Raw genomic sequence first — 23,218 nt, 5'->3', positions numbered from 1 at the left:
ACGACCATTAGTTTCAACCCTTTTCTGTCGTTAGGTGCTTTAACTAGCTCCTTTTGCCCGGCCTTTGGCCGGGCTTTTTCTTTCTAGTTGCAATAAGCCCTGTTCACTTCTCAAAACTTAATGTTGTTTATGAAAAATCTGATTTTCTAGGGTGTTGCCATTAACCAGCTGTTGATATTGCCAACCTTGTTGATGACAGCATTGAAGCAATTGAATGTCGAAAGCCTCACCTGACTTTTCATATTCAATTACATACTCTTTAGCCTGACTATTATGGACATTACGCACTCCTGCTAACGCAAAAAGTATTTTCTCTACATCCTCATATTTTTGGGCCAGTCGTAATGTGACGAAGCACTGATTACTTGTACCTTGACTTAATGCGCTATGTTCGGTCAATTTACCTTGGTCTAGATGCAATATTTGACCGCACAAACGTTCAAGCTCACTTAGGTCATGAGAACTCAAGATAAAAGTAGCTTCATTGCTTAAGGTACTAATCAATTCTCTTATTTCGCGGGCATGCACTGGGTCAAGCCCAGCAGTAGCCTCATCAAGCAGCACAATTTGTGGAGCACCAATCAGTGCTTGAGCGATGGTGGCACGCTTGCGCATACCATGAGATAAATCATTGGGCCGTTGATCCACAGCGTCACTCAAGCCTACCAGTTCAAGCACCCTGTTACTCTCTTGTTTTGCTCGTGATTTGGTGAGCCCTTGTAACTGTGCATAAAACGTAAGTTGATGAATAATACTAAAACCAGGATCTAATTGAGCATCTTGCGGTAGTGCACTTAATTTGCCAAATAAATGAGCATTCCCTGGCTGTTGATGCATAATATTCAGTTCACCAGAACTGGGAAAAACATATCCACACAGTAGACTAAATAATGTTGTTTTCCCTGCACCGTTTGGTCCTACAAGCGCGACTGGCGCGCCTTTATTTATTTCAAAGTTCACATTACTGAGAGCAAGTTTAGAACCAAAGTACTTAGTTACACTCTGCGCCTTAATTAAAGTTCTCATAGTGAACTCCTTGCAAAAATACGCTCAGCGGCAATCAGTAATATTATAGTTTGTATCAGGGGCAAGCCCACAGCTAGCATTAACCCAGCATCTTGCGCTGCCATATCTGCCAATTGATAGCCCGGAAATACATAATTCAGCACCTCGAGTGCTGGAAACTGCCAGGTCAATAATCCGACGGTTATTTTGCCTCCAGCAAAAAATAAAATTGCGACTATAAAAGCCAAGCGTGCAGAACGTGAAAAGGTATTTATAAAGCCCATTAGAGCAATATAGGGCATCACTGCAACAACCAGATAGCCAAGCAGTATTAAACTGTGCGATGAAGCAGCAACAAACAACGATGGTTCACGATAACTAAGCATCGCGAGGGTAGCCACTAAGGTGATTGATAACAGCGCAATTAAGATTAATAACTGCCCTAGATATCGTCCAAAAATTATTTCAGCGCGGGTAGCACGTAATGATAAAAATCTAAGCGTGCCACGCTGTCTATCACCAACAGTCTGGTCGGCGCACAGAAACAAACAAAAACTAGGAAAACTATACAGTGCAATTAACCAATACACCGCCAACTCAGCCTCTGGCCAAGTCAATAATTTACTTAGGCCTATGGCACCAAATATCTGGTCAATGAATCCAGCAAAATCAGGTGAACTTAACAAATTTACCGCTTCACCGATGGCATAGCGCAACACTATCAGCCAACAAATTGAAAACACAGCAACGGCAAGTAAACCTCTTTTCGTTAAAAATAATCTGACTAGCTCAAATAACGCGATATTTACCAATCGCTTGGAATACAATTGCATCAAGCTATAACCCCAATTAAAAATCATAAGATTGCTCTAAGAATTAAATAGCTTAACTAAATAACGGATGAAAGTCTTACTGTTTACTCGCAATGCGATTTTAATTGGCACCATCCTAATGAGCGGTTTAGCGAGCTGACGTGTTTGAGGCTGACTTTGCGTAAAGAGTGATGAATTTATAGGCCATTTTGGCGCTTATTTGTATGCATTTTTGATCCGCTTACTGCAAGCACTTGGATTTCTTTTACAAGTCTTCCATTGAAATACATAGATTATATTGATTAGCCACCCAACTAGGGTGAATGAATAAGAACAATATATAGATCATTAAGACTATTATAGAAAATATCTCTGTTGTATCTCCTATAAAGAACTGAATAGCTTCACCTAACTTTGAATCTGGGCTTAAAGCAAATAAAGAGTACGCTAGCCAGGCAGCTAATTTTGTAAAAATTGATAACATAAAACGTCTCTGTATTACCTAACATCGTAGCTCGATGGTTAGCAACAGGCCAGATGCCCTTATAAAAGACTGTTTTCTTGATACAAATAACGCGCCTAATAGAGCTAATTACAATCATATATAAGCTCAGTATTATTAGGCCTTATTTGAAGATTTACCCATAAACTCCATTAAAAGCACCAATCCAACGCCTATCAACATTAACCCCAAAGCATATACAAAATAAGCGGGCTGACCGCTTAATGATTCAAACGTTTGTGGTAACACATTGCGTTCAACCAAAGAAATTTCTTTACCATGACGGTCGATAACCGACTCTAACGTTTGCTTCCAAGGCCACACCTTGTTTAAAGAGCCAAGCATAAAGCCACCGAGTAATGCGAGTGTCAGGCTTTTGTATTTGGTGAACATCCAGTCTAGAACATGTGAAAAGCTGAGCAAACCAACCACGCACCCACATGCAAATAATATCAATATGCCAAACTGAAACTCTTTGACAGCTAACATAACGGGTCCATACATGCCCAGTAGCAGCAAAATAAACGCGCCCGAGATACCTGGAAGAATCATCGCGCATATGGCCAGCATGCCGGACAAAAAGAAATATAGTGGACGGGGCTCAATTGCCGTGGGGGTAATTATGGTGACCGAGTATGCGATAGCAGTTCCTATCATAAACGACAAAATTAGGCTCCAGTCCCACTTTTCTATGTGCCTAACAAGCGACCAAATTGCCGCAAGAATGAGTCCAAAAAAGAAAGACCAAAGTAACTCGGGATAGGTGTCCAGAAAATAAACCACCACCCTGGACAGGGTAACGACACTGACCACTACGCCAGTAAACAACGTTAGCAGGAAATTACCGTTGATATGTGCCCACGCTGATACAAAACCTTGCTTAACTAAAATACTCAACGCCTGTGGGCCACACTGCTTCAAAGAATGGATTAACTCTTGGTAAATGCCAGTAATAAACGCAATAGTACCGCCTGATACGCCAGGCACTGCGTCAGCTGCGCCCATCATTATTCCTTTACCTGCTACGGCAAGATAATCGCGCCCAGTTCGCTGTGATTGCATGTTTACTCCAACTGCAATGTTGATAACCGATATTTTTGCCAGCAACCTTAGTAACTAAGCGAAGAGCTTGTCACTTTGGGTTAAGTTTACAGCTCTGGCGCTGGCGTCTTCTTCGCATACTGCACGGCAAAAAATGATAATACTGAAAATATTAAAAAACCAAAAGCAATGGGTGTTAGCTCGTCGCTTAAAAACAGATTGATGCCGGTAGCAATCGGCACCGCAATAACACTAGTAAGAGAGCCAATAAACGCAGCACCTAAACCGGCCATATGACCCACCGGCAGCATAGCTAAGGCATTCAAGTTACCAAACAACATACCAATAAAAAAGAAGCCAAAAAACATGATGCTAATAAATAACCACAGCGGCGGAATACCATCATAGTACAAAGTGATCGCCGTTAGTGCGACACCGAAAACCAAAGAGAAAAACAGTGCTCGGCCACAAATCGAGTGCATGCCCCATTTCATCACCATAAGGCCATTAAATAAAGAAGCCAGACCAATAGAAAACGCTAAGGTTGCAAATACTAACGGAAACCACTCACCGGTATCATAAATTTCTTGAAAAATGGTTTGCGAGCCACTGAGGTAGGCTAAAAAGGCACCAAATATACAACCCATGGCAATAGAGTATCCCATCACTTGTGGTTGTTTCAATAGCCATAAGCAAGAGCGAAAAAAATGATGCCAAGCGAATTTTTTGCGATTAGCTCTTATTAACGTTTCAGGTTGACGTAAGAAAAACCACCCGCCCGCAATAACCGCTACAATCCAAAAAACAGTGAATATTTCACGCCAATGAAAATACTGCATGACAGCTTGACCAACAAGGGGCGCAACCATGGGTACAAGTATGAATATAACGGTAATAAACGACATTACCCTCGCCATAGCATCACCTGCGTATTGATCGCGAATAACCGCCATTGAGGCGACTCTTGGTCCTGAAACACCAAACGCTTGTATCAGGCGACCAAACAATAAAACTTCTATCGATTGTGCAAAATAGCAAACGAAGGTACCCATAATAAATATAATCAGGCCAACTAATATAGTCAGTCGTCGGCCCCGCGCATCAGAAAATGGACCAAAGAATATTTGGCCCAAAGCCATACCACCAAAAAAAAGCGAAATAACCAGATAGGTTTGCTGCGTACTCTGGCTATTTAGGTCAGAACCAATTTGGTTTAAGGCAGGCAGCATTGCATCTATACTTAGCGCAACTAGCGAGGTTAATAGGGCCATTAATGCTATAAATTCCAATAACGGCAATGGAGGTTTAATAGCGATATTTGCCGTCGTTGTTGTTGTTGTCATGGAGAACTTAACCTAAACCGAGATGGACAAAAAATAGGCGCGGATTGTTCCATATTTCTTGCTCATGCGCAATTACAAGCAAGCGCCAAACCACAGTAGTTCATGACCAGTGGTGTCGCCTACTTTTTTATTTCGCGCAATAAGCTTAAATGGGTATTGCAGCTAGGCTTTGAATACTCATAACACTTTGATCTTGCCATTTCTCAAACTATAAATCCAACTGTGAATTTTAACGTCTTGTTCGCGTTTCATTGCATCGCGATAGACAGAAGTCCGACGGACATTTTCAGCTTGCTGCAGCACATTGAGTTCGCACAATTTGGCGGCTCTTTGTTCTGGTAAAAGCAAGTCTAATGCGGCTTTGTTCTGGTTTGCTGTATCTTTGATGTGAGCCAGCCAGTTATCAATTAATCCTAAGCTATCGTTACTCATTGCCGCTTCAACACCGCCACAACCATAGTGGCCACAAACAATAACATGCTTCACTTGCAACACATCAATCGCGTATTGCAATACCGACAAACAATTGAAATCAGTATGAATAACCATGTTGGCTACATTGCGGTGTACAAATATATCGCCGGGTAATAAGTCAACAATTTGATTGGCTGGAACGCGACTATCTGAACAACCAATCCACAAATATATCGGCTTCTGTTGTTCAGATAATTTATCAAAAAATTCAGGATCGAGTTTTTTGGTCTCTTCCGCCCAACGTAAATTATTATCTAACAGTTTCTTAATTTCTGGCATGTTAACTCGTTTCTGTGGGCATGGACTATTCTCTTAAAAAGTCGATCATAACGTCTAGGTCGGTTGCTACTGCAAATGCCCCATTGACAAATTTTGGCACGAAATACCATTGCTTTATATTTTTAATCGCGAACGCATTGAATTCAGAGTCCGTGCTGTCGGTAACCCTAATGTTAATAGGCTGCCCTTGCAGACTAATATCGCATGTTAGTGTGACAGAGGCTTCATTGGCATGCGTAATATTGGCTGGCGGAAATGTCGGAGGGACCTGGTATAAGGCCAATTGCTTAGGGTCCCAAGGTTTGATTTTGGCTATCGCTTGAGTATGAAAAATGGCGTTCTTTGTTTCTTTTTTACGTGCATACAGTGATACAAGATGGGCATGAGCAATCATCCCAAGTGGATGAGCGTCACTGTTTTGAGCTTGCAGTGACGTTAATACCTGTTCAAAAACACAACGCGCGTCTTTGTATTTTTTCATCCCAAAATACACTTTGCCAACATAAGCCAAAGACTCAATGTAAATCGATGAGTACTTACCTGCATTTTTGTTGGCATCCAAATTGTACTTTTTGGCCATATTGAGGAGTCGATTGTCCCTTTCAGCCCACTTATTAATGACGGCCGTTTTCACTGTGTGACCGCGAAACATTAAGCTATTTTCAGGCATTTTGACGATCAGCTCATCGGTCACTTTGAACAGTTTTACAATCGCTCTTTGACCACTAAATTGAGAAATACCCAATGCTTGAGCAGACAATTTCTTGGCTTTATTAGCGCTGTATATGACATTGATAATGTCGAGCAAGGCAAAATAATAAGCTTGGCTCTCGTCACCTTGCGTTTCTTCATAGTAATCAATAACCGATTCATAGTTAGTCGCAGACAATTTATATTCACCCGCTTCTAAATAAGCGTTAGCTAAGTTCTGCTGCAACATAAAGGTATTCTGGTGACGTGGACCGAACTTAGCTCGGCCTAATTGATAAGTTAGTTTTGCAACCCGCTCCAACTCATTTGCTGAGTACTTGCCGGATTTTATGCTTGATGTATATTCTTTATATGCTTGACTAAATGTGGGTACGGGCTCGCTTTCGTCAACCTCGACCTCTGCTTTTGTATTAGCGTGTTTTGTATTAGCGTGTTTTGCATTAACGTGTTTTGCATTGGCGTATTTTTCATTGGCGTGCCCTGAGCCAATAAACACCGTCGCTAGCGCCGCAGCCAGTATTTTATGACGCTGACTGAAGCTTGACATCAGCTCCTCATCTTCCATGGTATGAATATTTATCATAATTACGTTTACATCGTCGGACTTCAAAGTCCGTTATTATTATTATTTTACATTCAAAGGTGGATCAATGTCTTACTGAACCATCTCCGATGACTATAAATTTTTGCGTTGTTAACGACTCCGCACCCATCGGTCCGTAGGCGTGTAATTTACTTGTTGAAATGCCAATTTCAGCACCTAAACCAAGCTCACCGCCATCCGAAAACCGAGATGAAGCATTGACCATGACGACCGACGAATCAACTTCTCGCATAAATCTCTGAGCGAGAGAAAAGTCCTCTGTAACAATTACTTCCGTATGGCCTGACGCATATTCGCGAATATGCTCGAATGCGTGCTCTGCATCTTCAACTATTCTCACTGCAATTTCTAAGGCAAGATATTCAGCTGCCCAATCAGCTTCGTTGGCAAGTGTCGCGTGCTCAAAATAGGCCAGTGATTTAGCACAAGCATGCACCACAACTGACTTAGACTCAAACATTTTTGCCACTAAGGGCAAAAATTCAGCGGCGACACTCTCATGCACTAAGACTGTTTCCAGCGCATTGCATACCCCAGTACGCTGTGTTTTTCCATTTTCTAAAATTGCTAAGGCATTATCAAGTTTTGCTGCTTTATCGACATATAAATGACATACACCTTTGAAATGTTGGATCACCGGAATACGGCTATTTGCGGTTACATAGTTGATCAAACCTTCGCCACCGCGCGGAATAACTAAATCGATACTCTCACTCAAGGTCAACATTTTTGCCATTACGTCACGATCGGCGATGGGTATAACGGTCACAATATCTTCACTTAACTGCAGCGTTTTTAATGACGCCTTTAATACTTGCGCTAATGCTTGATTGCTATGCTGAGCTTCTTTTCCACCACGCAAAATAACCGCATTTCCAGACTTTAAACAAAGCACTGCAGCGTCAATCGTCACGTTCGGTCGTGACTCATAAATCATCGCTATAACACCCAATGGGATGCGCATTTTACCCACTTGAATACCAGAAGGCTGTGGTTGCATATGACTGATCTCACCTAAGAAGTCCGGTTGACCGGCAATCAGAAACACCGCATCGGCGATATTTTTGATGGCATTTTCATCCAGCATTAAGCGGTCTAGCATTGCTGCGCTTAGCCCCATCGTCGTCGCTTGCTCTAAATCAAGCTTGTTGGCATCTATGATGGCTGGCGTTGCAGCAATTAAGTTGTTTGCAATTTGCGTGAGCAAGTCTTTACGCTTGGCGTTACTCAAAGACGCTATTTGATGCTTTGCCTCAGATGCTCTTCTTGCGGTAACTTGAATATCAAATGTCATGCGTTTTAGTCTCCATTGTGTATCGTCAACACCCGTTTAGCGTTGATATGCTGTTAGGCCGCTAGGGTATTAAGGTATTAAGGTATTAAGGTATTAAGGTATTAGCGCCTTGATTAGGACTAAATCGTCGCGATGGACCGCCTCTTCTCCATGACTGAAGCCAAGTACATCCTCTATGCGATTGCTGTTTAGGCCCTTAATTGATTGCAATTCCGTGTGGGAGTATAAACTAATTCCTTTCGCAACGATGCATCCTTGATATGTAATATCCACCGCATCATTACTCTTGAAATTGCCACTTATCGCGCTAATACCTACCGCTAAAAGCGACGCGCCTTTTTCAGTAACGGCCATATACGCACCTAAATCAAGTGTCAGCGTGCCTTTTGATTTAACCGTATGCGACAACCATTGATGCCTTGCCGAGCGCTTAGTAGGTGCGGCATCAAACAATGTACCCGGGCATAAACCCTGCGCCAATAAATCAAAAACGCTCGATTGTTTGCCATTCACTAGCAATGTTTGTACACCACTCTCTGCACATTTTTGAGCCGCTTGCAGTTTTGTGATCATGCCGCCCGTGCCATCCGCCGTGCCGGCGCCACCCGCCAGTGCCCTTATTTGCGACGTAATAGTTTTTACGTTTGAGAGCAATTTTGCGTTCGGTTTTTGTCTGGGATCGGCATCAAATAAACCATCAACGTCAGTGCAGATTATGAGGGTATCCGCTTGCGCAACGAGTGCCGTATGTGCGGCCAAATTATCGTTATCACCGACTTTAATTTCATCTACCGCCACTGTGTCATTTTCATTTACGATGGGTAATGCGTTGTTAGCTAATAGTTCGCGTAAAGTATTTTTTACATTTACGTAACGACGACGGTCGTGAAGGTCGTCAAGTGTGAGCAAGATTTGGGCACAGGGAAAATCAAAAAATCGAGCCCAATTGGCCATCATTTGTGTCTGCCCAATAGCTGCCATTGCTTGTTTTTCAGCTATTGATGCTTGCAGACCAGTTTTTATTGAACTGCGCCCCGCCGCAATACTGCCGGAAGAAACAACGATGATGTCTTTGCCTTGTTGACGACTCACGGTTATAAATTTTGCGATCGATAAAAGATATTCGGCACTGCACCCATCGCCATTTGGCGAGATTAAGGCGCTGCCGACTTTTATTACGGCTCTTTGCCATGAAAAAGGAGTCATAATTGGTATTTTGTTACAAAATGTTTATATGCTTCAGAATACTTAAATTGGTCCAATAAACAAGCAAAAAACGCAATTTTTGCTGATAAAAACACACACTATTTATAAGGAATTACCTGCAACGGGTTTTATTTGTATTTTAAGCCCTTACAATGTCACTAACAGTAGCTTTAAAACATCAGTGGTAGCTTTTTGCATTTGCACAGCATTTGCACAGCATTTGCACAGAGCGTAAAGAGGATAAGGGATCTCATTAACGCTTGCGGCAAAGAAGCAATTTACCCATCGACACAAAACATCGACCAATCGGTAATAAGGAAAAATACATGTCATTAACGCGAGTCTCGCTTGTTGCACTTATATGTGCAGCCGGCTTTCTTTCTCTAAGTAGCAATGCAAGTTCCGCCATTCAACAAACCAAAGGTAATTTTGAAGACAAATTCCGTCAACTTGACGAAGTTCTGCCCACGCCGAATGTCTACCGCAATGCAGCAGGTGAACCCGGCCATATGTATTGGCAGCAAAAAGTTGATTACGTTATTGATGTGAAGCTTGATGAAGCAGAACGAAGAATAACTGCGTCACAGAGCATCACTTATAAAAATAACTCACCCGACACCCTTAAGTATTTGTGGATCCAATTAGACCAAAACAAATTTCGTGACGACTCCATGTCCGCGCTAACGAGTACCTTTGGCGGTATCGGCAATCGTGGGCCAGTATCCAAAGGCGCAAGCGGAGATTCACCCGCGCGTTTAAGCTTAGGTGCTTTGCGTCGTCAACAGTTTGTTGCTGATACTGAGTTGGGTTACGATCTACAAAAAGTCGCTGACGGTAATGGCAATGCCCTAAAACATGTGATTGTTGGCACGCTCATGAGAGTTGATCTTGCGTCACCACTTAAGCCAAACGCCAGTACTATACTCAAGCTTGATTTTGCGTTTAATATTGTTGAAGAAGACGCCGTATCAGCCCGTGCTGGATACGAACACTTTGCAGACGATGAGCGTGAAGGCGGTAATGATATATTCTTGCTTGCTCAATGGTTTCCCCGCTTAGCGGCCTACACTGACTATGAAGCTTGGACCAACAAAGAATTTATTGGTCGTGGCGAATTCACCTTAGAATTTGGTAACTATGACGTTAGTATCACGGTTCCTGCTGATCATATCGTGTCATCAACAGGCGAATTGGCAAACGCCAAAGATGTGTTAACAAACGCGCAGCGTAAACGCTTAGAGAAAGCCGAAACAGCCAAGCGTCCGGTATTTATTGTGACGGCTGAAGAAGCCTTAGAAAACGAGAAAGAAGGCACGTCAAAATCAAAAACCTGGCGTTTTATAGCACAAAACGTAAGGGATTTTGCTTGGGCTAGCTCACGTAAGTTTATATGGGATGCCAAAGGTTACAGCCAGGGCGGAGAAGAACGTCCATTAGTTATGGCAATGTCTTTCTATCCTAAAGAGGGTGGTGATTTATGGGAAAAGTACAGCACTGAATCAGTTATTCACACGATGGAAGTGTATAGCCGCTTTTCGTTTGATTATCCGTATCCTGTTGCGCAATCGGTGAATGGTCCAGTCGGCGGCATGGAATACCCTATGATCTCGTTCAATGGTCCACGCACTGAATTACAAGACGATGGCGAACGCACTTATTCTTTGGCGGAAAAGCGCTTCTTAATTGGCGTGGTTATTCATGAAGTTGGTCACAACTACTTTCCAATGATTGTTAACTCTGATGAACGCCAATGGACTTGGATGGACGAAGGTTTAAATAGCTTCTTAGACGGTGTTGCTGGTCGTGAGTGGGATCCAACAATCCCTTGGGGTGTTGAGCCACGGGATGTGACAGGCTACATGAAGTCAAGTACTCAGGTGCCGATCATGACGCAATCAGATTCTGTCTTGCGGTTGGGTCCTAATGCTTATACCAAACCAGCTGCTGCATTAAATATTTTGCGCGAAACCATTCTGGGCCGTGACTTGTTTGACTTCGCATTCAAAGAATATGCGCAGCGTTGGATGTTCAAACGCCCCACTCCGGCTGACTTTTTCCGGAGCATGGAAGAGGCCTCTGGTGTTGATCTCGATTGGTTCTGGCGAGGATGGTTCTACTCTACTGACCATGTTGATATCTCATTGGATCACGTTTACAAGTTACGTTTAGATACTGAGGATCCTGACATCGATTTTGCTCGCCAACGCGACGCTGAAATGGACAAACCAGTGTCTCTGACTGACCAGCGTAACAAAGCACAAGGCATTGATTTGTGGATTGATCGCAACGCGGATGTTAAGGATTTTTACGACCAAAACGATCGCTTCACTGTAACCAATAAGGAACGTAACACCTATCGTTCATTCGTCAGCGAGTTAGACCCTTGGGAGAAACGTGTCTTTGAACGCGCAATAAAAGAAGACAAAAATTACTATGTTTTGGACTTCTCAAACATAGGTGGTTTGGTTATGCCGATTATTCTTGAGCTCGAATTTGAAGATGGCAGCAAAGATAACATGTACATTCCAGCTGAAATTTGGCGTCGCAGTCCGAAGGCAGTTTCTAAGCTTGTGGTGACTGAGAAAGGTAAAGTATTGACGTCAGTGACTGTTGACCCCCATTGGGAAACAGCGGACGTCGATATTGAAAACAATCACTATCCTCGTCGCATCATTCCTTCACGCATAGAAGCTTACAAGGCTGATAGCAGCACATCAGGTGTGCGCCGTGATTTGATGCAAGACAGTAAAGCTAAACTTAAATCTGCTGAAGAATTGAAAAAAAAGCAAGACGAAGAAGATGAGAGTTAGTCACTAATATGAGTCTAAAAATTACTTCAAAAACTAAAGCGCAGGTGACAATTTTGTCACTTGTGCTTTCATTATTAGCACGTTTTACGCCAGTCACCGCAGTCGCAATTAGCTCGTTTGTTATCACTGGCTTTTTTACTGCGGCCATGGGTGTTGGCGTATTGAACGTTAATAACGCCATTGCTCATCAGCAAAAAATGGCAATCACTACCGTACTTTTCAATCCACGAACGAAAAACCTAGAAGTCACGCATCGATTCGATTTACATGATGCAGAGCATGCGGTAAAAGAAATTTTTGATGGTGACGCGGATATTATGAATAGTGAAAAAACCCAGTCTGATTTTGCTCAGTACGTGGTCAATCGGTTTGCCATCTACGATATGAACAAAACGCAATTGCCGCTGTCCTTTGTTGGCACAGAGTTGGAGGGAAAACACGTTTGGGTTTACCAAGAAACACCAGCGCCAGCCAATTTAGCCGGGCTATACATTCAGCACAATGCGCTAAGAGACATTTGGTATAAACAGACCAATACGATTAACGTTGAAGGCATGGGTGACATTCAAACATTAACTTTTACTGACAGTACTGAGCTATTAAGTGTAGAGTTTACGCATCATTAATGCTGTAATCGGACGCGCGGTGATAAAGCCGTCACGTTCGATGCCTCTCAATTTGCTGCCACAGCATCGTTTGCAGCCACAGCGTTAAAAACCGAGTCCGCCTAATATAAGTAAGAATAAGAGAAACCTATGTCAGATAAAAAATATAATCCCTTAGATGAGTTTAAGAACAAGAAAAACATAGTTTGGGTGATCATGTCAGCCTCGATGTGTATTTTCATTTTGTTCGCATTGTTTAGTGGTGCAGGTGTTGGGGTTATTGACTCAGTTTATAGTGTTATGCTTTGGTGTGGATTATTTGCCGGTATAGTTGCTCGTTACATCGGCAAAAATGGCTGGATTGGTTTTGGTATAGGCAGCGTGTTTGGCATGTTGTGTTTCGTACTCGCACCTCTAGTTACCTCGGTTTAAGTCTCTACAGTAGTGACACTCGCTGATATGCAAGCACATAAATCAAGCGTTTGAACAACACAAGAATGCATAATTTTTGCACACAGAAAACCCTCTGCAAACACCAAGAAAGCTGCGTTAAGCGCATCAAAGGTAACCGAGTTAACGTGCCCAACGGATTAATTTTACTATGACAGAAAAACGCAACGGGCGAAAAATACCATCAGGAAGACTGGCTCGTTTAGCTAAGTTTGGTGGTTTGGCCTCTGCTGTCGCTGGTAATATTGTTAAAGGCACTACCAAACAAATTCTTAGTGGCCAACGCCCATCATTAAGTCAGTCCTTACTCAATACCGACAACGCGGTATCTATTACCAAGCGTCTAGCACACATGCGCGGCGCTGCCATGAAACTTGGTCAATTACTCTCCATGGATGCAGGTGAATTGCTGCCTGCTGAATGGGAACCCATTCTTTCACGCCTGCGCCAAGAAGCCGACCCAATGCCTAAAGCACAGCTACTCAAAACACTGGAAGCGTCTTGGTCAAAAGACTGGCATAAGCAATTTAGTTATTTTTCATTTTCCCCCATCGCCTCCGCTAGCATCGGGCAGGTTCATCGAGCAACACTAAAAGATGGTCGTCAACTTGCTATTAAAGTTCAATATCCGGGCGTAAGAGAAAGCATTGACAGTGACATTGATAACGTCATGAGTTTACTAAAACTGAGCGCGGTATTACCTAAACATATCGACCTAAGTAGCTTACTCACTGAAGCAAAAGCACAACTTAAAAACGAAACTAATTATTTACAAGAGGCCAAATTTCTTAAGGCCTATCGCGCAAATCTGCGCAACCACCCTCATTTTATTGTGCCCTTTGTGGTTGATGAGCTAACTGACCAAAACATATTAGCGATGGAATACATCGAAGGTTCTGCGATCACCGATATCAGTGCCATGAGTACTGATATAGTGGATCTGGTATGTACCCAGTTAATGCACTTGACCTACCAAGAATTGTTCACACATAAACTCATGCAAAGTGACCCCAACTTTGCCAATTATTTGTATCAGAGCGACACTCAAAAAATAGTGTTACTCGATTTTGGAGCCTGCCGGCAAATTTCTCAACATACCTCAATGCATTATCTTGCGATGGCCGATGCTATGCAGCGCCAAGATAATAATGACATGCGCTCAGCCCTATATTCGCTTGGTTTAGTTGACCATAACATGAGTGCTGCGGCCATCGATACTGTCCTAAAGGCATGTTTTGAAGCCAGCGATTGCTTGCAAAGTAACACTGGCTACAACTTAAAAAAACAACAATTAATTAAACGGATTCAGCAAGTTAGCATGCCACTAATTATCGACAAGACAGCCGCAACATCTCCTATATTTGAGGTTGCCTTGGTAAATCGTAAAATTACAGGCATGATACTGCTAGTCAATAAATTAGGTGCAACGCTGGATTTTAAAGGCGTACTTGCTCCTTACTTAATGCAAAGCGCAAAGCAACCGAGCGATGAAACATGACACAATATTGGCTGTTCAAAACGGAACCCGATGCGTTTAGTATTCACGACTTGGCTAACCAACCAAACAAGCGTGAAGGGTGGGATGGCATTCGTAATTATCAAGCACGCAATTTTATGCGAGATACAATGAAGGTCGGCGATTTGGCATTTATTTATCACTCAAGTTGCCAACATATTGGTATTGCTGGATTAGCCCGAGTAAGTGACACAGGACTGACTGATCCAAGCCAATTCAATCCCGAAAGTCGTTATTTCGATCCTAAGTCAGCATCCGATAATCCGCGTTGGTGCATGGTTGAGCTAGAGCATGTCGAGACTTTTGAACGCATCTTGCCCTTGGCAAGTATCAAGCAGATGCCCAGTATCATCGACATTGGCTTAGTAAAGAAAGGAGGACGGTTGTCAGTCATGCCGGTTAACGCGTTAGAATTTGATATTTTGTTAGCTGCAGCAAGAAGCGCTTAGTCACGCTAGTAAGGTTGATCCATTGAAAAAGGCATCTCGGTCAAATCACTTTTTTTCATTGGGTTGCCAATCATTTCATCATACGGCGAGTCATGCGTCATCACGGCATTATCAATATTACAATGTTCGAACATATCTCTTACCATTTGCGAGTTGTGAAATCGCATTGGGCTATCGTTTTTGTCGGTTACAAAACCTGATTCACCTGCAATCGTCACCTTGACTAAATATACATTCATTTCAAACGATTGTACTTCTAAGCGTTCAATATGATGTTTTTTTCTTGCCAGCTTCGCCATTGCATATTTTACGTTCATATATAATTAGACTTTACTTTTTAGTATTATATAAATACCAATATAAGCGCTAAAAGTTCATTTCAAAATATATCATGAACCTTATAAATAAGCGTGTGTCATAACTGCTATGCTATAGGCACAAACGCTGGACTTGACTATACTAAGCAATAGTCATATTTTACGAAAAGCAAAGAGAGGCATAAATGTCAGATCAAGAAGCACAATCACCCAGTCAAATTGCGCAAATGAAGCCGTATCTTATTGCTGCGGGGGTCTTAATTGTAATCTTAGTGGTTGCGTTTTTATGGCCAAATTCCGAGCAAGAGCAACCGATTAATTTAATGCCTGTTGCCGCCGTACCAGTACTGCCCGCTGTTGATGAGCTTACAGACCCCGATGGTTCTGAAAATATGCCCCCTGAGCCAGACGTTTTCGAAGGAACACGTGAAATACAGTCACTTGAAATTGAGGCAGGACAAGACATTGAGCCACTGCCTGAAATCGTTACAGCTGAGCCGCTAGATGAAAGTGACGGAGCCGTAAAGAATGCATTTATGACTATGGCGACATCACCACTGGTTGGAAAATACCTAATAAACGAGGGCTTACTGCAGAAGTTTGTGATTAATGTAAACAGCATCGCTAATAAAGAGATGTCACCTAATCATAGTTTAGTCGTTGCACCCGAAGAAGAGTTCCGCGTTTATCAGCAGGCGGATCGTGAGTGGATAGACACCGCAAGTTACAAACGCTATAACACTTATATTGATGCGCTTGAATCGATGAGCACCGACGATTTAATTAATCTGATGGATACTTATCGTGAGACACTAGAAGCTAAGTTTGCGGAAATTTCGCCGCCCAATACGTCTTTTAACAGCGCGCTATTGACGGCTATCGATGAATTACTTGATACCCCAATTGTGCCTCTGCCTATTGAAGTTTATTCCGATAGCGTTATGTTTAAATTTAAAGATGAACAGATCGAGGCGTTATCTGGTCCACAAAAACAATTGATAAGAACAGGCCCGGAAAACACCCGGAGAATAAAAGACATATTGCGAGATTTACAAGACGCGTTGCAAAAGTAATATGGATTTAGGCAAGCTAACTCAGCAACTCAGCGATACATCGCCCACAAAGCAAATGCCGCCTGTGGAGAAGTGGGATCCGCCATTTTGCGGTGACATGAACTTAGTCATAAAAAGCAACGGTGAATGGTGGCATGAGGGTACGCCTTTCACTCGTGCTAGACTGGTTAGCTTGTTATCCAGCGTGCTCAAAAAAGAAGATGAGGCCTATTTTTTGGTCACGCCGGTGGAAAAAATTGGTATTCAAGTGGAAGATGTTCCCTTTATTGTGGTCGACTGGCGCTTTGAAAAAGGGGTATTGCTAGTAAAAACTCAAATTGGAGATGAAGTTAACGTCGGAGAAAACCACCCGATACAACTCAGACCTTTTACAGCAGAAGGTAACGATTTGGATAATACTGCAACACTCGTTCCTTATTGCTTAATTAGACGTAATTTATGGGCAAGACTGCACCAAAACGTCATGTATCAATGGGCTGAAATAGCTACCGAAACAAGCACTGATAAAGGCAAAGAGTTAATCATCAAAAGTAATCATTACGAATTTAGTTTAGGTGTATTCTAAGTGCCCATACTGACTAAATGATATGTATGCATTGCTCGTGATAGAAGGCTCGTGATAGAAGGCTCGTGATAGAAGGCTTGTGATAGAAGGCTCGTGATGAAAGGCTTCTGATTGAGAGCTTCTGATTGAGAGCTTCTGATTGAGAGCTTCTGATTGAGCGCTTCTGATTGAGAGCTTCTGATTGAGCGCTTCTGATTGAGTGCAAAGAAATCATCCAGTGAATGCAAACCGCAGTAACGGTGCATATAAGCAACCCTTGTTGATGTTAATCCCAAACCGTAAATCATTAGATATCATCTCGTTAACAACTATATTTGTGGCTAAATATCATAATCTTTTGATTTGCTCACAATTTTATCCTAATGTGTAGCTATTGAAGATCGCACACAAACTAGGACGAAAATAAATAGAATGAAAAAAAATCTATTCCATAGCTCACAGATTGCAAAAGTAGCATTGGTTGTTGCCGCTTTGCTAGTGACCGCTCAAGCACACGCAGCAACGCATATTTTTGCCAGTCAGCTCATCACCTCTGAAGATTCAAAAATGCAGAGTGATAAGACTGTTATCGTCGAAAACAACAAAATTATTAACATCGTTGATGGCAAAGACGAGGGTGGCGACGGTGATACTTTCATCGATTTGACTGGCAGCACGCTCATGCCGGGCCTAATGGACATGCATGTGCACTTATCGTCTCAAAATGAAGGCCCTAGCTCCTACTTAAAGCGCTTTACGTCCAATGAAGCTGATTATGCAATTGCCGCTGTCGATTATGCGCATAAAACCTTAATGGCTGGTTTTACAACCGTACGAAATCTTGGCGATGCTGACAACGAAACGGTGGCTTTGCGTAAATCGATTAACCAAGGGGTTAGTGTCGGACCGCGTATTTATACAGCAGCAAAATCGATTGCTACTACCGGCGGCCATGCCGACCCAACTAACGGTAGAAGTCATGATTTAATGGGCGATCCTGGGCCACGTGACGGTGTTATAAACGGTGTTGCAGAGGCCAGAAAAGCGGTTCGTCAACGCTATAAAGACGGTGCTGATTTAATTAAAATAACCGCAACAGGCGGTGTGTTGAGTGTTGCAAAAAGTGGACAAAACCCGCAGTTCATGACCGATGAGTTAGAAGCAATTGTGCAAACAGCAAAAGACTATGGCATGACAGTTGCGGTGCATGCGCATGGAAAGGAAGGCATGAGGCGTGCTATTTTAGCTGGCGTTGATTCCATTGAGCATGGTACCTACATGGACAAAGAAATCATTAAACTCATGCGCAAACATGACGTTTACTACGTACCCACTATATTGGCAGGTAACTTTGTTGCAGAGAAAGCTAAAATAGATGGTTATTTTCCTGACATTGTGCGCCCAAAGGCAGCTGCCATTGGTCCTTTGATCCAACAAACGTTTGCCCGAGCCCACGAAAACGGTGTATTAATTGCATTTGGTACTGATTCTGGTGTGTCTCCGCATGGCGACAATGCGCAAGAGTTTGCCCTTATGGTACAAGCGGGTATGTCAGAAATGGATGCGATATTGAGTGCCACAATTAACGCCGCAAAATTATTAAAAATCGACAAAGAACTTGGCACTATAACGCAAGGTAAGTTGGCCGATTTAGTGGCGGTAAAAGGTAATCCACTGGATGATATTTCGTTGATGGAAAAAATCCACTTTGTGATGAAAGACGGAACGGTATTTAAAAATTAGTCTTAGTAGTTATCAGGCCAAGGGGTTTTTATTAGCTCAAGGCTTTTTTATTAGCTCAAGGCTGTTTTATTAGCTCAAGGCTTTTTTTCTGGCTCAAGGCTTTTTTTCTGGCTCAAGGCTTTTTTTCTGGCTCAAGGCTTTTTTTCTGGCTCAAGGCTGTTTAAGCGTAAAATTAGCTCCGTATTAACTCAGGTTTTAACAGGCAGCCGATATAGGCTGCTTGTTTTATTTTGGGCTACCCATTCAGTTTTGAGGCCACTACTAAAGAAGCCTCCCTTTTAAAAAGCTAAGATGTCGTGTCCATAAAGAAAAAAATTCACGCAATGATGCACTCTAAACACATGCTGTCGAGTATAACTCTGGCATCATTATTAGAGTCAACGATCATGCCTATTCCGCTCGAAGCATTGTTAGTTCCGCTTATGCAGAAACGGCGTGAGAAGCTTTGGTTAATTGCACTAATGGCAACTATAGGTTGTCTAATTGGTGCATTATTGGGTTATTTGGTGGGTTATTTCCTGTTTGACCTAATGCGCGATTTCATCATGCAAAATATGACCACTGAAGCACAATTTGCTAGTTTTCAAAAACGCATGGAAACCGATGGATTTTGGTTTATATTTAGTACAGGTATAACACCAATACCACTGCAAATAGCTATGTTGGCCGCAGGTGTAACTGCTTATTCAATTCCATTGTTTTTATTAGCGACAGCAATGGGCAGAGTGATCCGCTACTTCGGGCTAGCGGTGTTGGTTTATTGCTTTGGTGACAAAGCCGAAAAGCTAATAAGAAGGTACAAGTGGCAAGCTGGAATATTGGCTTTGTGCATCGTTGGATTGGTCTGGTGGCTGATCCTTTTTAAATGAAAACGAAAGAGAAAGAGAAAGAGAAAAGTATCATTTCGACAAGTTTGAATTGATACAAAGCACAACAATCTTGTAATTCAAAAAATGATACCGGCAAACCAAAACAGTTCGCTGCTAAGTATTAATTATTAACAACAATAACTTAAAAACGATAAAGGAAAAATCATGAAAAAGTTAGTTTCACTTAGTTTAGCTTGTGCGCTATTGAGCGCTTCAGCATTGTCGATTGCGGCGCCCATTGGCGATAAAATTAAAACGGCAATGGCCTCAGATATTAGGACCCAAGCAGAACTCGAACGCGATAGAAACCGCAAGCCGGTTCAAACCTTAGAATTTTTTGGCCTTGAAGATAACATGAGCGTTGTAGAGCTAATTCCTGGCGGTGGTTGGTATACAAAATTACTGGTTCCTGCATTAAGCGAAAGTGGTGAATACTACGCGGCAATTGGTACTGGGAGAATTAAAGAGACTTTATCTGACGTCGCTGGTTTTGAAAAAATGAAAGTCATTGCTGAGGATGCGAGTAGCTTTCGTGAAGAAGGCGCTCGTAATTATTCGTTAAAAGCGACAACCTTAGGCGTAAAGGATGTTGATATGGTTCTTACCTTTCGTAACTATCATAACTTTGGTGAACAAGGTCGTAGAAAAATGAACGAACTTGCGTTTGAAGCCTTAAAGCCAGGTGGTATTTATGGTGTTGTCGACCACACTGCCCGTCACATGGAACCGTCAAACGACAGTAACCGCCGTCGTATTGACCCGGTAATGGCTATCAAAGAGATCCAAGAAGCCGGTTTCGTCATGGTTGACTACAGCAGCATGCACTATAAAGAAGATGACGAGTTGGAATATGAAGTAGGCGCTCGCTCTGTATCAGGTAACACTGATCGCTGGACAATCAAGTTCATTAAGCCTAAAAACTAGACTACAAAAAACTACAGACAAAACTATAAACAATAGAAGGAGTCAGGATACTGGATCGATATTAATTAATAATTCGATTTGCTAACCCAGACTCTTTTTTTTTAAACCCCATTAAGCCCCCGTAGTATCAAGCCTGTCATTTTTTGGTCATATTATTGCCACATCACTGTCATGTAAATGACTAAATTTGTTCATTTTTCTGTAAAGTAATTGCCATTAAAGCTCCCTACAGTAGTCGTGCATTTTAAACTTAATACACAAATTAGAACTGGGACGCTTTCATGAACACTAAATTCAGTTACATCACACTGGCTTGTTTAGCCGCCCTTAATACACAGGTAAAAGCAGCAGAAACCGCAGATCTAGATGATTCTGGCGTTGAGAAAATTCAGGTTATTGGTAAAAGCGTTTCGTATGCAAATAACGAAACAACGGAGTCAATGTTAAAGCAGCAAAGTAATCTTACTAGTGTGCTTGCCTCTATTGATAACTTGCCTGGCGTGTTAATCAACGAAGGTGATACGTTTGGATCAGATGACTGGTCAACCACAATCTCTATTCGTGGCTTTCAGGTAAGTTTAGATGAACAGCAGATTGGTATTACCGTTGATGGGATAGCCAACGGCAACTCTAACTACGGTGGTGGTGCCAAAGCTAACCGCTACATTGATACCGAAAACCTGTATCTAGTTGAAGTATCTCAAGGTACCGCAGATATAGCCTCGCGCTCAAATGAAGCTTTGGGTGGTACGCTCAATTTCACCACAATCGATCCAACGCAAGAAGAAGGCTTTTTAACCAGCTTGTCATTTGGTGATTTTCAAGCGCAAAAATACTTTTTACGCTACAACACGGGTGAAATAGCAAGAGACACATTTGCCTGGATTAGCGTATCGAGCAGCAGCAACACAGATTGGGTTAATCAATCGGCTGAAAATAAGAAAGACCATCTGGCGGCCAAACTCATATCTGACTTAAATGACAATTGGGGATTAACAGCTTACGCGTCTTATGACGATTCACACGAAGATAACTATCAACGTGTTAGCAAAGCTCAATTTGAAACCAACCCAGACTCGGATCGACTAACCTCAGAATGGACTGGCGTACCTTATGTTGATCAATTGTATCGCAAAGGTTGGTCTACATTACGTGAAAATTTCTTCGCTTACGTCGCCTTAGATTATGCTGGGGATAACCTCAGCTTTTCAAGTAACGTTTATTACCATGACAATGAAGGTCGTGGCGATTGGGTTCCTCCTTATCTGAATGATTTAACCGACGATACTGGCCGCGCAGAAACAGAGTTATCGTCGCAAACAACCGCAATGGGCGGCAGCTCAAGAGGCATCATTACATTCGTTGATCGTGATGGTCTTGCCTTATCACCAGCAGATGGTTGTGTAAGTTCGATTACATTCCCATACGGCGGTGCTAGCTCTGCCTATGACGCCGACTGTTTTGGTCCTGAAGCGATCCCAGTAGGCTCGTATCGCCATACGCATTATGGCAAGCAACGCTTTGGCCTAAACGCAGACATTGCATACACTATCCAAACGGGATCACTGGAGAACTCAACTCGTGCCGGTCTTTGGTATGAAGACTATAGCCGAGATGAGTATCGTGATTGGCATAAAATCATTGATTCAGCATCCAGTTTTGAATTCGATAACACACCTTACTGGATCCAGTACGACAACAGCTTTGCGGTTGACACGACAATGCTTTATATCGAAAACGAAACTGATTTTGATTGGATTAAAGCACGAATTGGCGCTAAGAAATTCATTGTTGAGTTAAGTAAGGATGATAACTTCAATGCAGCTAATAATATTGATAATGTCGATTCCGATTCGGACGTACTAATTTCTGGTGGATTTGTAGCAACTATGCCACTTGAAGGCTTAGAAGTATTTGCTGGTTATGCTGAAAACTTCGCTGCAATCAAAGACACAGTGCTTGAGAGAGATTCATCAACACTTACCGAAATTAAGCCTGAAACGGCGACAAATTTCGATATTGGTTTGCGTTACAACTCCGACGTTATCGACGCCAGCGTTACATTTTACAAAATAGATTTCGAAAACCGAGTTACCTTCCTGCCACCCGATTCACCTGTTTCAGGCATTGATTTTAATATTGGTACAAATGGCTCCTACATCAACGTTGGTGGTATTGAATCGCAAGGTATCGAAGCATCGGTTAGCGTACAGTTATCAGAATACTTCAGCTTTTATGGCTCATTTACTAGCAACGAATCGCTATACAAAGACGTACCTGATGAACTGGGTTTGAATATACAAGTGGGCAATACGGTATTCGGATCGGTTGAAGATATGTGGGTGACGTCATTGGATTACAACAAGGGTAATTACGGCGCCGGTTTATCCATTAAACATGTGGGTGACCGCTTTATTGATGCTGCAAACACCGTTGTCGCTGAGGCGTACACCGTGACTGATTTATATGCGGGTGTGAACGTTGATTTAGAAGTTCAAGGCATACAAAATATGCAAGTTCGATTTACCCTGAATAACCTCACTGACGAGAGTTATCTAAGCGGTATTGCAGGGCAATCTGCATGGATTGGCGCACCGAGAACAGCGGCAGTCAATTTACAATTTAGCTTTTAATTAAGCATTTAACG

Annotated in this window: 20 protein-coding genes; 11 read left to right on the top strand and 9 right to left on the bottom strand. The window is 42.4% G+C overall.

Annotated elements, in window-relative coordinates; translation table 11 throughout:
• Positions 1-117 precede the first annotated feature (117 nt).
• The 8 genes from G399_RS0102120 to proB all read right to left on the bottom strand — a co-directional run bounded on the left by G399_RS0102120 (position 118) and on the right by proB (position 9,271).
• On the bottom strand, positions 118-1,026 hold the full coding sequence (locus tag G399_RS0102120) for an ABC transporter ATP-binding protein (RefSeq protein ID WP_006009219.1): 909 nt from the start codon (positions 1,024-1,026) through the stop codon (positions 118-120).
• Positions 1,023-1,838, bottom strand: coding sequence for an ABC transporter permease subunit (locus G399_RS0102115; protein ID WP_034895913.1), 816 nt, complete (start codon positions 1,836-1,838; stop codon positions 1,023-1,025). Before G399_RS0102115 ends, G399_RS0102120 begins: the two co-directional genes overlap by 4 nt.
• Positions 1,839-2,436: 598 nt before the next feature.
• A complete protein-coding gene (locus G399_RS0102105) occupies positions 2,437-3,381 on the bottom strand; it encodes a polyprenyl-phosphate transporter (RefSeq protein WP_006009215.1) in 945 nt (314 codons plus the stop codon).
• Positions 3,382-3,467: 86 nt separating this feature from the next.
• Positions 3,468-4,703, bottom strand: coding sequence for a multidrug effflux MFS transporter (locus tag G399_RS0102100; protein WP_006009213.1), 1,236 nt, complete (start codon positions 4,701-4,703; stop codon positions 3,468-3,470).
• A gap of 177 nt (positions 4,704-4,880) precedes the next feature.
• Entirely contained in the window at positions 4,881-5,456 is a 576-nt protein-coding gene (gene can, locus G399_RS0102095; protein WP_006009211.1) for a carbonate dehydratase, read from the bottom strand.
• Positions 5,457-5,481: 25 nt separating this feature from the next.
• Complete coding sequence (locus G399_RS0102090) at positions 5,482-6,750, bottom strand: energy transducer TonB family protein (RefSeq protein ID WP_226988915.1); 1,269 nt, start codon at positions 6,748-6,750, stop codon at positions 5,482-5,484.
• A 64-nt stretch (positions 6,751-6,814) separates the two neighbouring features.
• Entirely contained in the window at positions 6,815-8,065 is a 1,251-nt protein-coding gene (locus G399_RS0102085; protein WP_006009207.1) for a glutamate-5-semialdehyde dehydrogenase, read from the bottom strand.
• A 93-nt stretch (positions 8,066-8,158) separates the two neighbouring features.
• Complete coding sequence (gene proB / locus G399_RS0102080; protein WP_006009205.1) at positions 8,159-9,271, bottom strand: glutamate 5-kinase; 1,113 nt, start codon at positions 9,269-9,271, stop codon at positions 8,159-8,161.
• Between the two features lie 326 nt (positions 9,272-9,597).
• On the opposite strand from proB, the gene G399_RS0102075 reads away from it, so the two are divergent.
• From G399_RS0102075 to G399_RS0102055, 5 genes are all read left to right on the top strand, one after another.
• Positions 9,598-12,081: a M1 family metallopeptidase gene (locus tag G399_RS0102075; RefSeq protein WP_006009201.1), complete on the top strand. Its 2,484-nt coding sequence runs from the start codon at positions 9,598-9,600 to the stop codon at positions 12,079-12,081.
• An 8-nt stretch (positions 12,082-12,089) separates the two neighbouring features.
• Positions 12,090-12,707: a DUF6702 family protein gene (locus G399_RS19975; protein WP_006009199.1), complete on the top strand. Its 618-nt coding sequence runs from the start codon at positions 12,090-12,092 to the stop codon at positions 12,705-12,707.
• Between the two features lie 129 nt (positions 12,708-12,836).
• Positions 12,837-13,118, top strand: a complete 282-nt coding sequence (locus G399_RS0102065) for a hypothetical protein (protein WP_006009196.1) — start codon at positions 12,837-12,839, stop codon at positions 13,116-13,118.
• A 169-nt stretch (positions 13,119-13,287) separates the two neighbouring features.
• Positions 13,288-14,634, top strand: a complete 1,347-nt coding sequence (locus tag G399_RS0102060) for an ABC1 kinase family protein (RefSeq protein ID WP_006009194.1) — start codon at positions 13,288-13,290, stop codon at positions 14,632-14,634.
• On the top strand, positions 14,631-15,101 hold the full coding sequence (locus G399_RS0102055) for an EVE domain-containing protein (protein ID WP_006009192.1): 471 nt from the start codon (positions 14,631-14,633) through the stop codon (positions 15,099-15,101). The genes G399_RS0102060 and G399_RS0102055 overlap by 4 nt, the downstream gene beginning before the upstream one ends.
• Before the next feature lie 5 nt (positions 15,102-15,106).
• Here G399_RS0102055 and G399_RS0102050 read toward each other — a convergent pair whose 3' ends face one another.
• Entirely contained in the window at positions 15,107-15,418 is a 312-nt protein-coding gene (locus tag G399_RS0102050) for a DUF6482 family protein (RefSeq protein ID WP_034895841.1), read from the bottom strand.
• A gap of 185 nt (positions 15,419-15,603) precedes the next feature.
• Between G399_RS0102050 and G399_RS0102045 the strand changes: the two genes are divergently transcribed.
• From G399_RS0102045 to G399_RS0102020, 6 genes are all read left to right on the top strand, one after another.
• Positions 15,604-16,491: a DUF3014 domain-containing protein gene (locus G399_RS0102045; protein WP_006009188.1), complete on the top strand. Its 888-nt coding sequence runs from the start codon at positions 15,604-15,606 to the stop codon at positions 16,489-16,491.
• A gap of 1 nt (position 16,492) precedes the next feature.
• Positions 16,493-17,056: a DUF1285 domain-containing protein gene (locus tag G399_RS0102040; RefSeq protein ID WP_006009185.1), complete on the top strand. Its 564-nt coding sequence runs from the start codon at positions 16,493-16,495 to the stop codon at positions 17,054-17,056.
• Positions 17,057-17,467: 411 nt separating this feature from the next.
• The gene (locus tag G399_RS0102035; RefSeq protein WP_006014213.1) at positions 17,468-18,778 is read left to right on the top strand and encodes a metal-dependent hydrolase family protein; all 1,311 of its coding nucleotides are present in this window, start codon (positions 17,468-17,470) and stop codon (positions 18,776-18,778) included.
• A gap of 323 nt (positions 18,779-19,101) precedes the next feature.
• The gene (locus G399_RS0102030; RefSeq protein ID WP_051288461.1) at positions 19,102-19,647 is read left to right on the top strand and encodes a YqaA family protein; all 546 of its coding nucleotides are present in this window, start codon (positions 19,102-19,104) and stop codon (positions 19,645-19,647) included.
• A 165-nt stretch (positions 19,648-19,812) separates the two neighbouring features.
• Positions 19,813-20,571 carry a class I SAM-dependent methyltransferase gene (locus G399_RS0102025; RefSeq protein WP_006014207.1) on the top strand — a complete coding sequence of 253 codons (759 nt, stop codon included), beginning with the start codon at positions 19,813-19,815 and terminating at the stop codon, positions 20,569-20,571.
• Positions 20,572-20,852: 281 nt separating this feature from the next.
• Positions 20,853-23,204, top strand: a complete 2,352-nt coding sequence (locus G399_RS0102020; RefSeq protein WP_006014204.1) for a TonB-dependent receptor — start codon at positions 20,853-20,855, stop codon at positions 23,202-23,204.
• Positions 23,205-23,218: the final 14 nt, after the last annotated feature.

Source organism: Brumicola pallidula DSM 14239 = ACAM 615, from assembly GCF_000428905.1.
Lineage (GTDB): Bacteria > Pseudomonadota > Gammaproteobacteria > Enterobacterales > Alteromonadaceae > Glaciecola > Glaciecola pallidula.
The sequence above is the reverse complement of the archived record's forward strand: the minus strand, read 5'-3'. Positions and strand labels throughout refer to the sequence as shown.

Excerpts from the sequence above, each read along its gene's own strand:
- G399_RS0102105 (WP_006009215.1), bottom strand. The coding sequence starts at position 3,381 with ATGCAATCACAGCGAACTGGGCGCGATTATCTTGCCGTAGCAGGTAAA.
- can (WP_006009211.1), bottom strand. The coding sequence starts at position 5,456 with ATGCCAGAAATTAAGAAACTGTTAGATAATAATTTACGTTGGGCGGAA.
- G399_RS0102045 (WP_006009188.1), top strand. The coding sequence starts at position 15,604 with ATGTCAGATCAAGAAGCACAATCACCCAGTCAAATTGCGCAAATGAAG.
- G399_RS0102020 (WP_006014204.1), top strand. The coding sequence starts at position 20,853 with ATGAACACTAAATTCAGTTACATCACACTGGCTTGTTTAGCCGCCCTT.
- G399_RS0102065 (WP_006009196.1), top strand. The coding sequence starts at position 12,837 with ATGTCAGATAAAAAATATAATCCCTTAGATGAGTTTAAGAACAAGAAA.
- G399_RS0102025 (WP_006014207.1), top strand. The coding sequence starts at position 19,813 with ATGAAAAAGTTAGTTTCACTTAGTTTAGCTTGTGCGCTATTGAGCGCT.
- G399_RS0102030 (WP_051288461.1), top strand. The coding sequence starts at position 19,102 with ATGATGCACTCTAAACACATGCTGTCGAGTATAACTCTGGCATCATTA.
- G399_RS0102090 (WP_226988915.1), bottom strand. The coding sequence starts at position 6,750 with ATGATAAATATTCATACCATGGAAGATGAGGAGCTGATGTCAAGCTTC.
- G399_RS0102060 (WP_006009194.1), top strand. The coding sequence starts at position 13,288 with ATGACAGAAAAACGCAACGGGCGAAAAATACCATCAGGAAGACTGGCT.
- G399_RS0102115 (WP_034895913.1), bottom strand. The coding sequence starts at position 1,838 with ATGCAATTGTATTCCAAGCGATTGGTAAATATCGCGTTATTTGAGCTA.
- G399_RS0102120 (WP_006009219.1), bottom strand. The coding sequence starts at position 1,026 with ATGAGAACTTTAATTAAGGCGCAGAGTGTAACTAAGTACTTTGGTTCT.
- G399_RS0102085 (WP_006009207.1), bottom strand. The coding sequence starts at position 8,065 with ATGACATTTGATATTCAAGTTACCGCAAGAAGAGCATCTGAGGCAAAG.
- G399_RS0102050 (WP_034895841.1), bottom strand. The coding sequence starts at position 15,418 with ATGAACGTAAAATATGCAATGGCGAAGCTGGCAAGAAAAAAACATCAT.
- G399_RS0102040 (WP_006009185.1), top strand. The coding sequence starts at position 16,493 with ATGGATTTAGGCAAGCTAACTCAGCAACTCAGCGATACATCGCCCACA.
- G399_RS0102055 (WP_006009192.1), top strand. The coding sequence starts at position 14,631 with ATGACACAATATTGGCTGTTCAAAACGGAACCCGATGCGTTTAGTATT.
- proB (WP_006009205.1), bottom strand. The coding sequence starts at position 9,271 with ATGACTCCTTTTTCATGGCAAAGAGCCGTAATAAAAGTCGGCAGCGCC.
- G399_RS0102100 (WP_006009213.1), bottom strand. The coding sequence starts at position 4,703 with ATGACAACAACAACAACGACGGCAAATATCGCTATTAAACCTCCATTG.
- G399_RS0102035 (WP_006014213.1), top strand. The coding sequence starts at position 17,468 with ATGAAAAAAAATCTATTCCATAGCTCACAGATTGCAAAAGTAGCATTG.
- G399_RS19975 (WP_006009199.1), top strand. The coding sequence starts at position 12,090 with ATGAGTCTAAAAATTACTTCAAAAACTAAAGCGCAGGTGACAATTTTG.
- G399_RS0102075 (WP_006009201.1), top strand. The coding sequence starts at position 9,598 with ATGTCATTAACGCGAGTCTCGCTTGTTGCACTTATATGTGCAGCCGGC.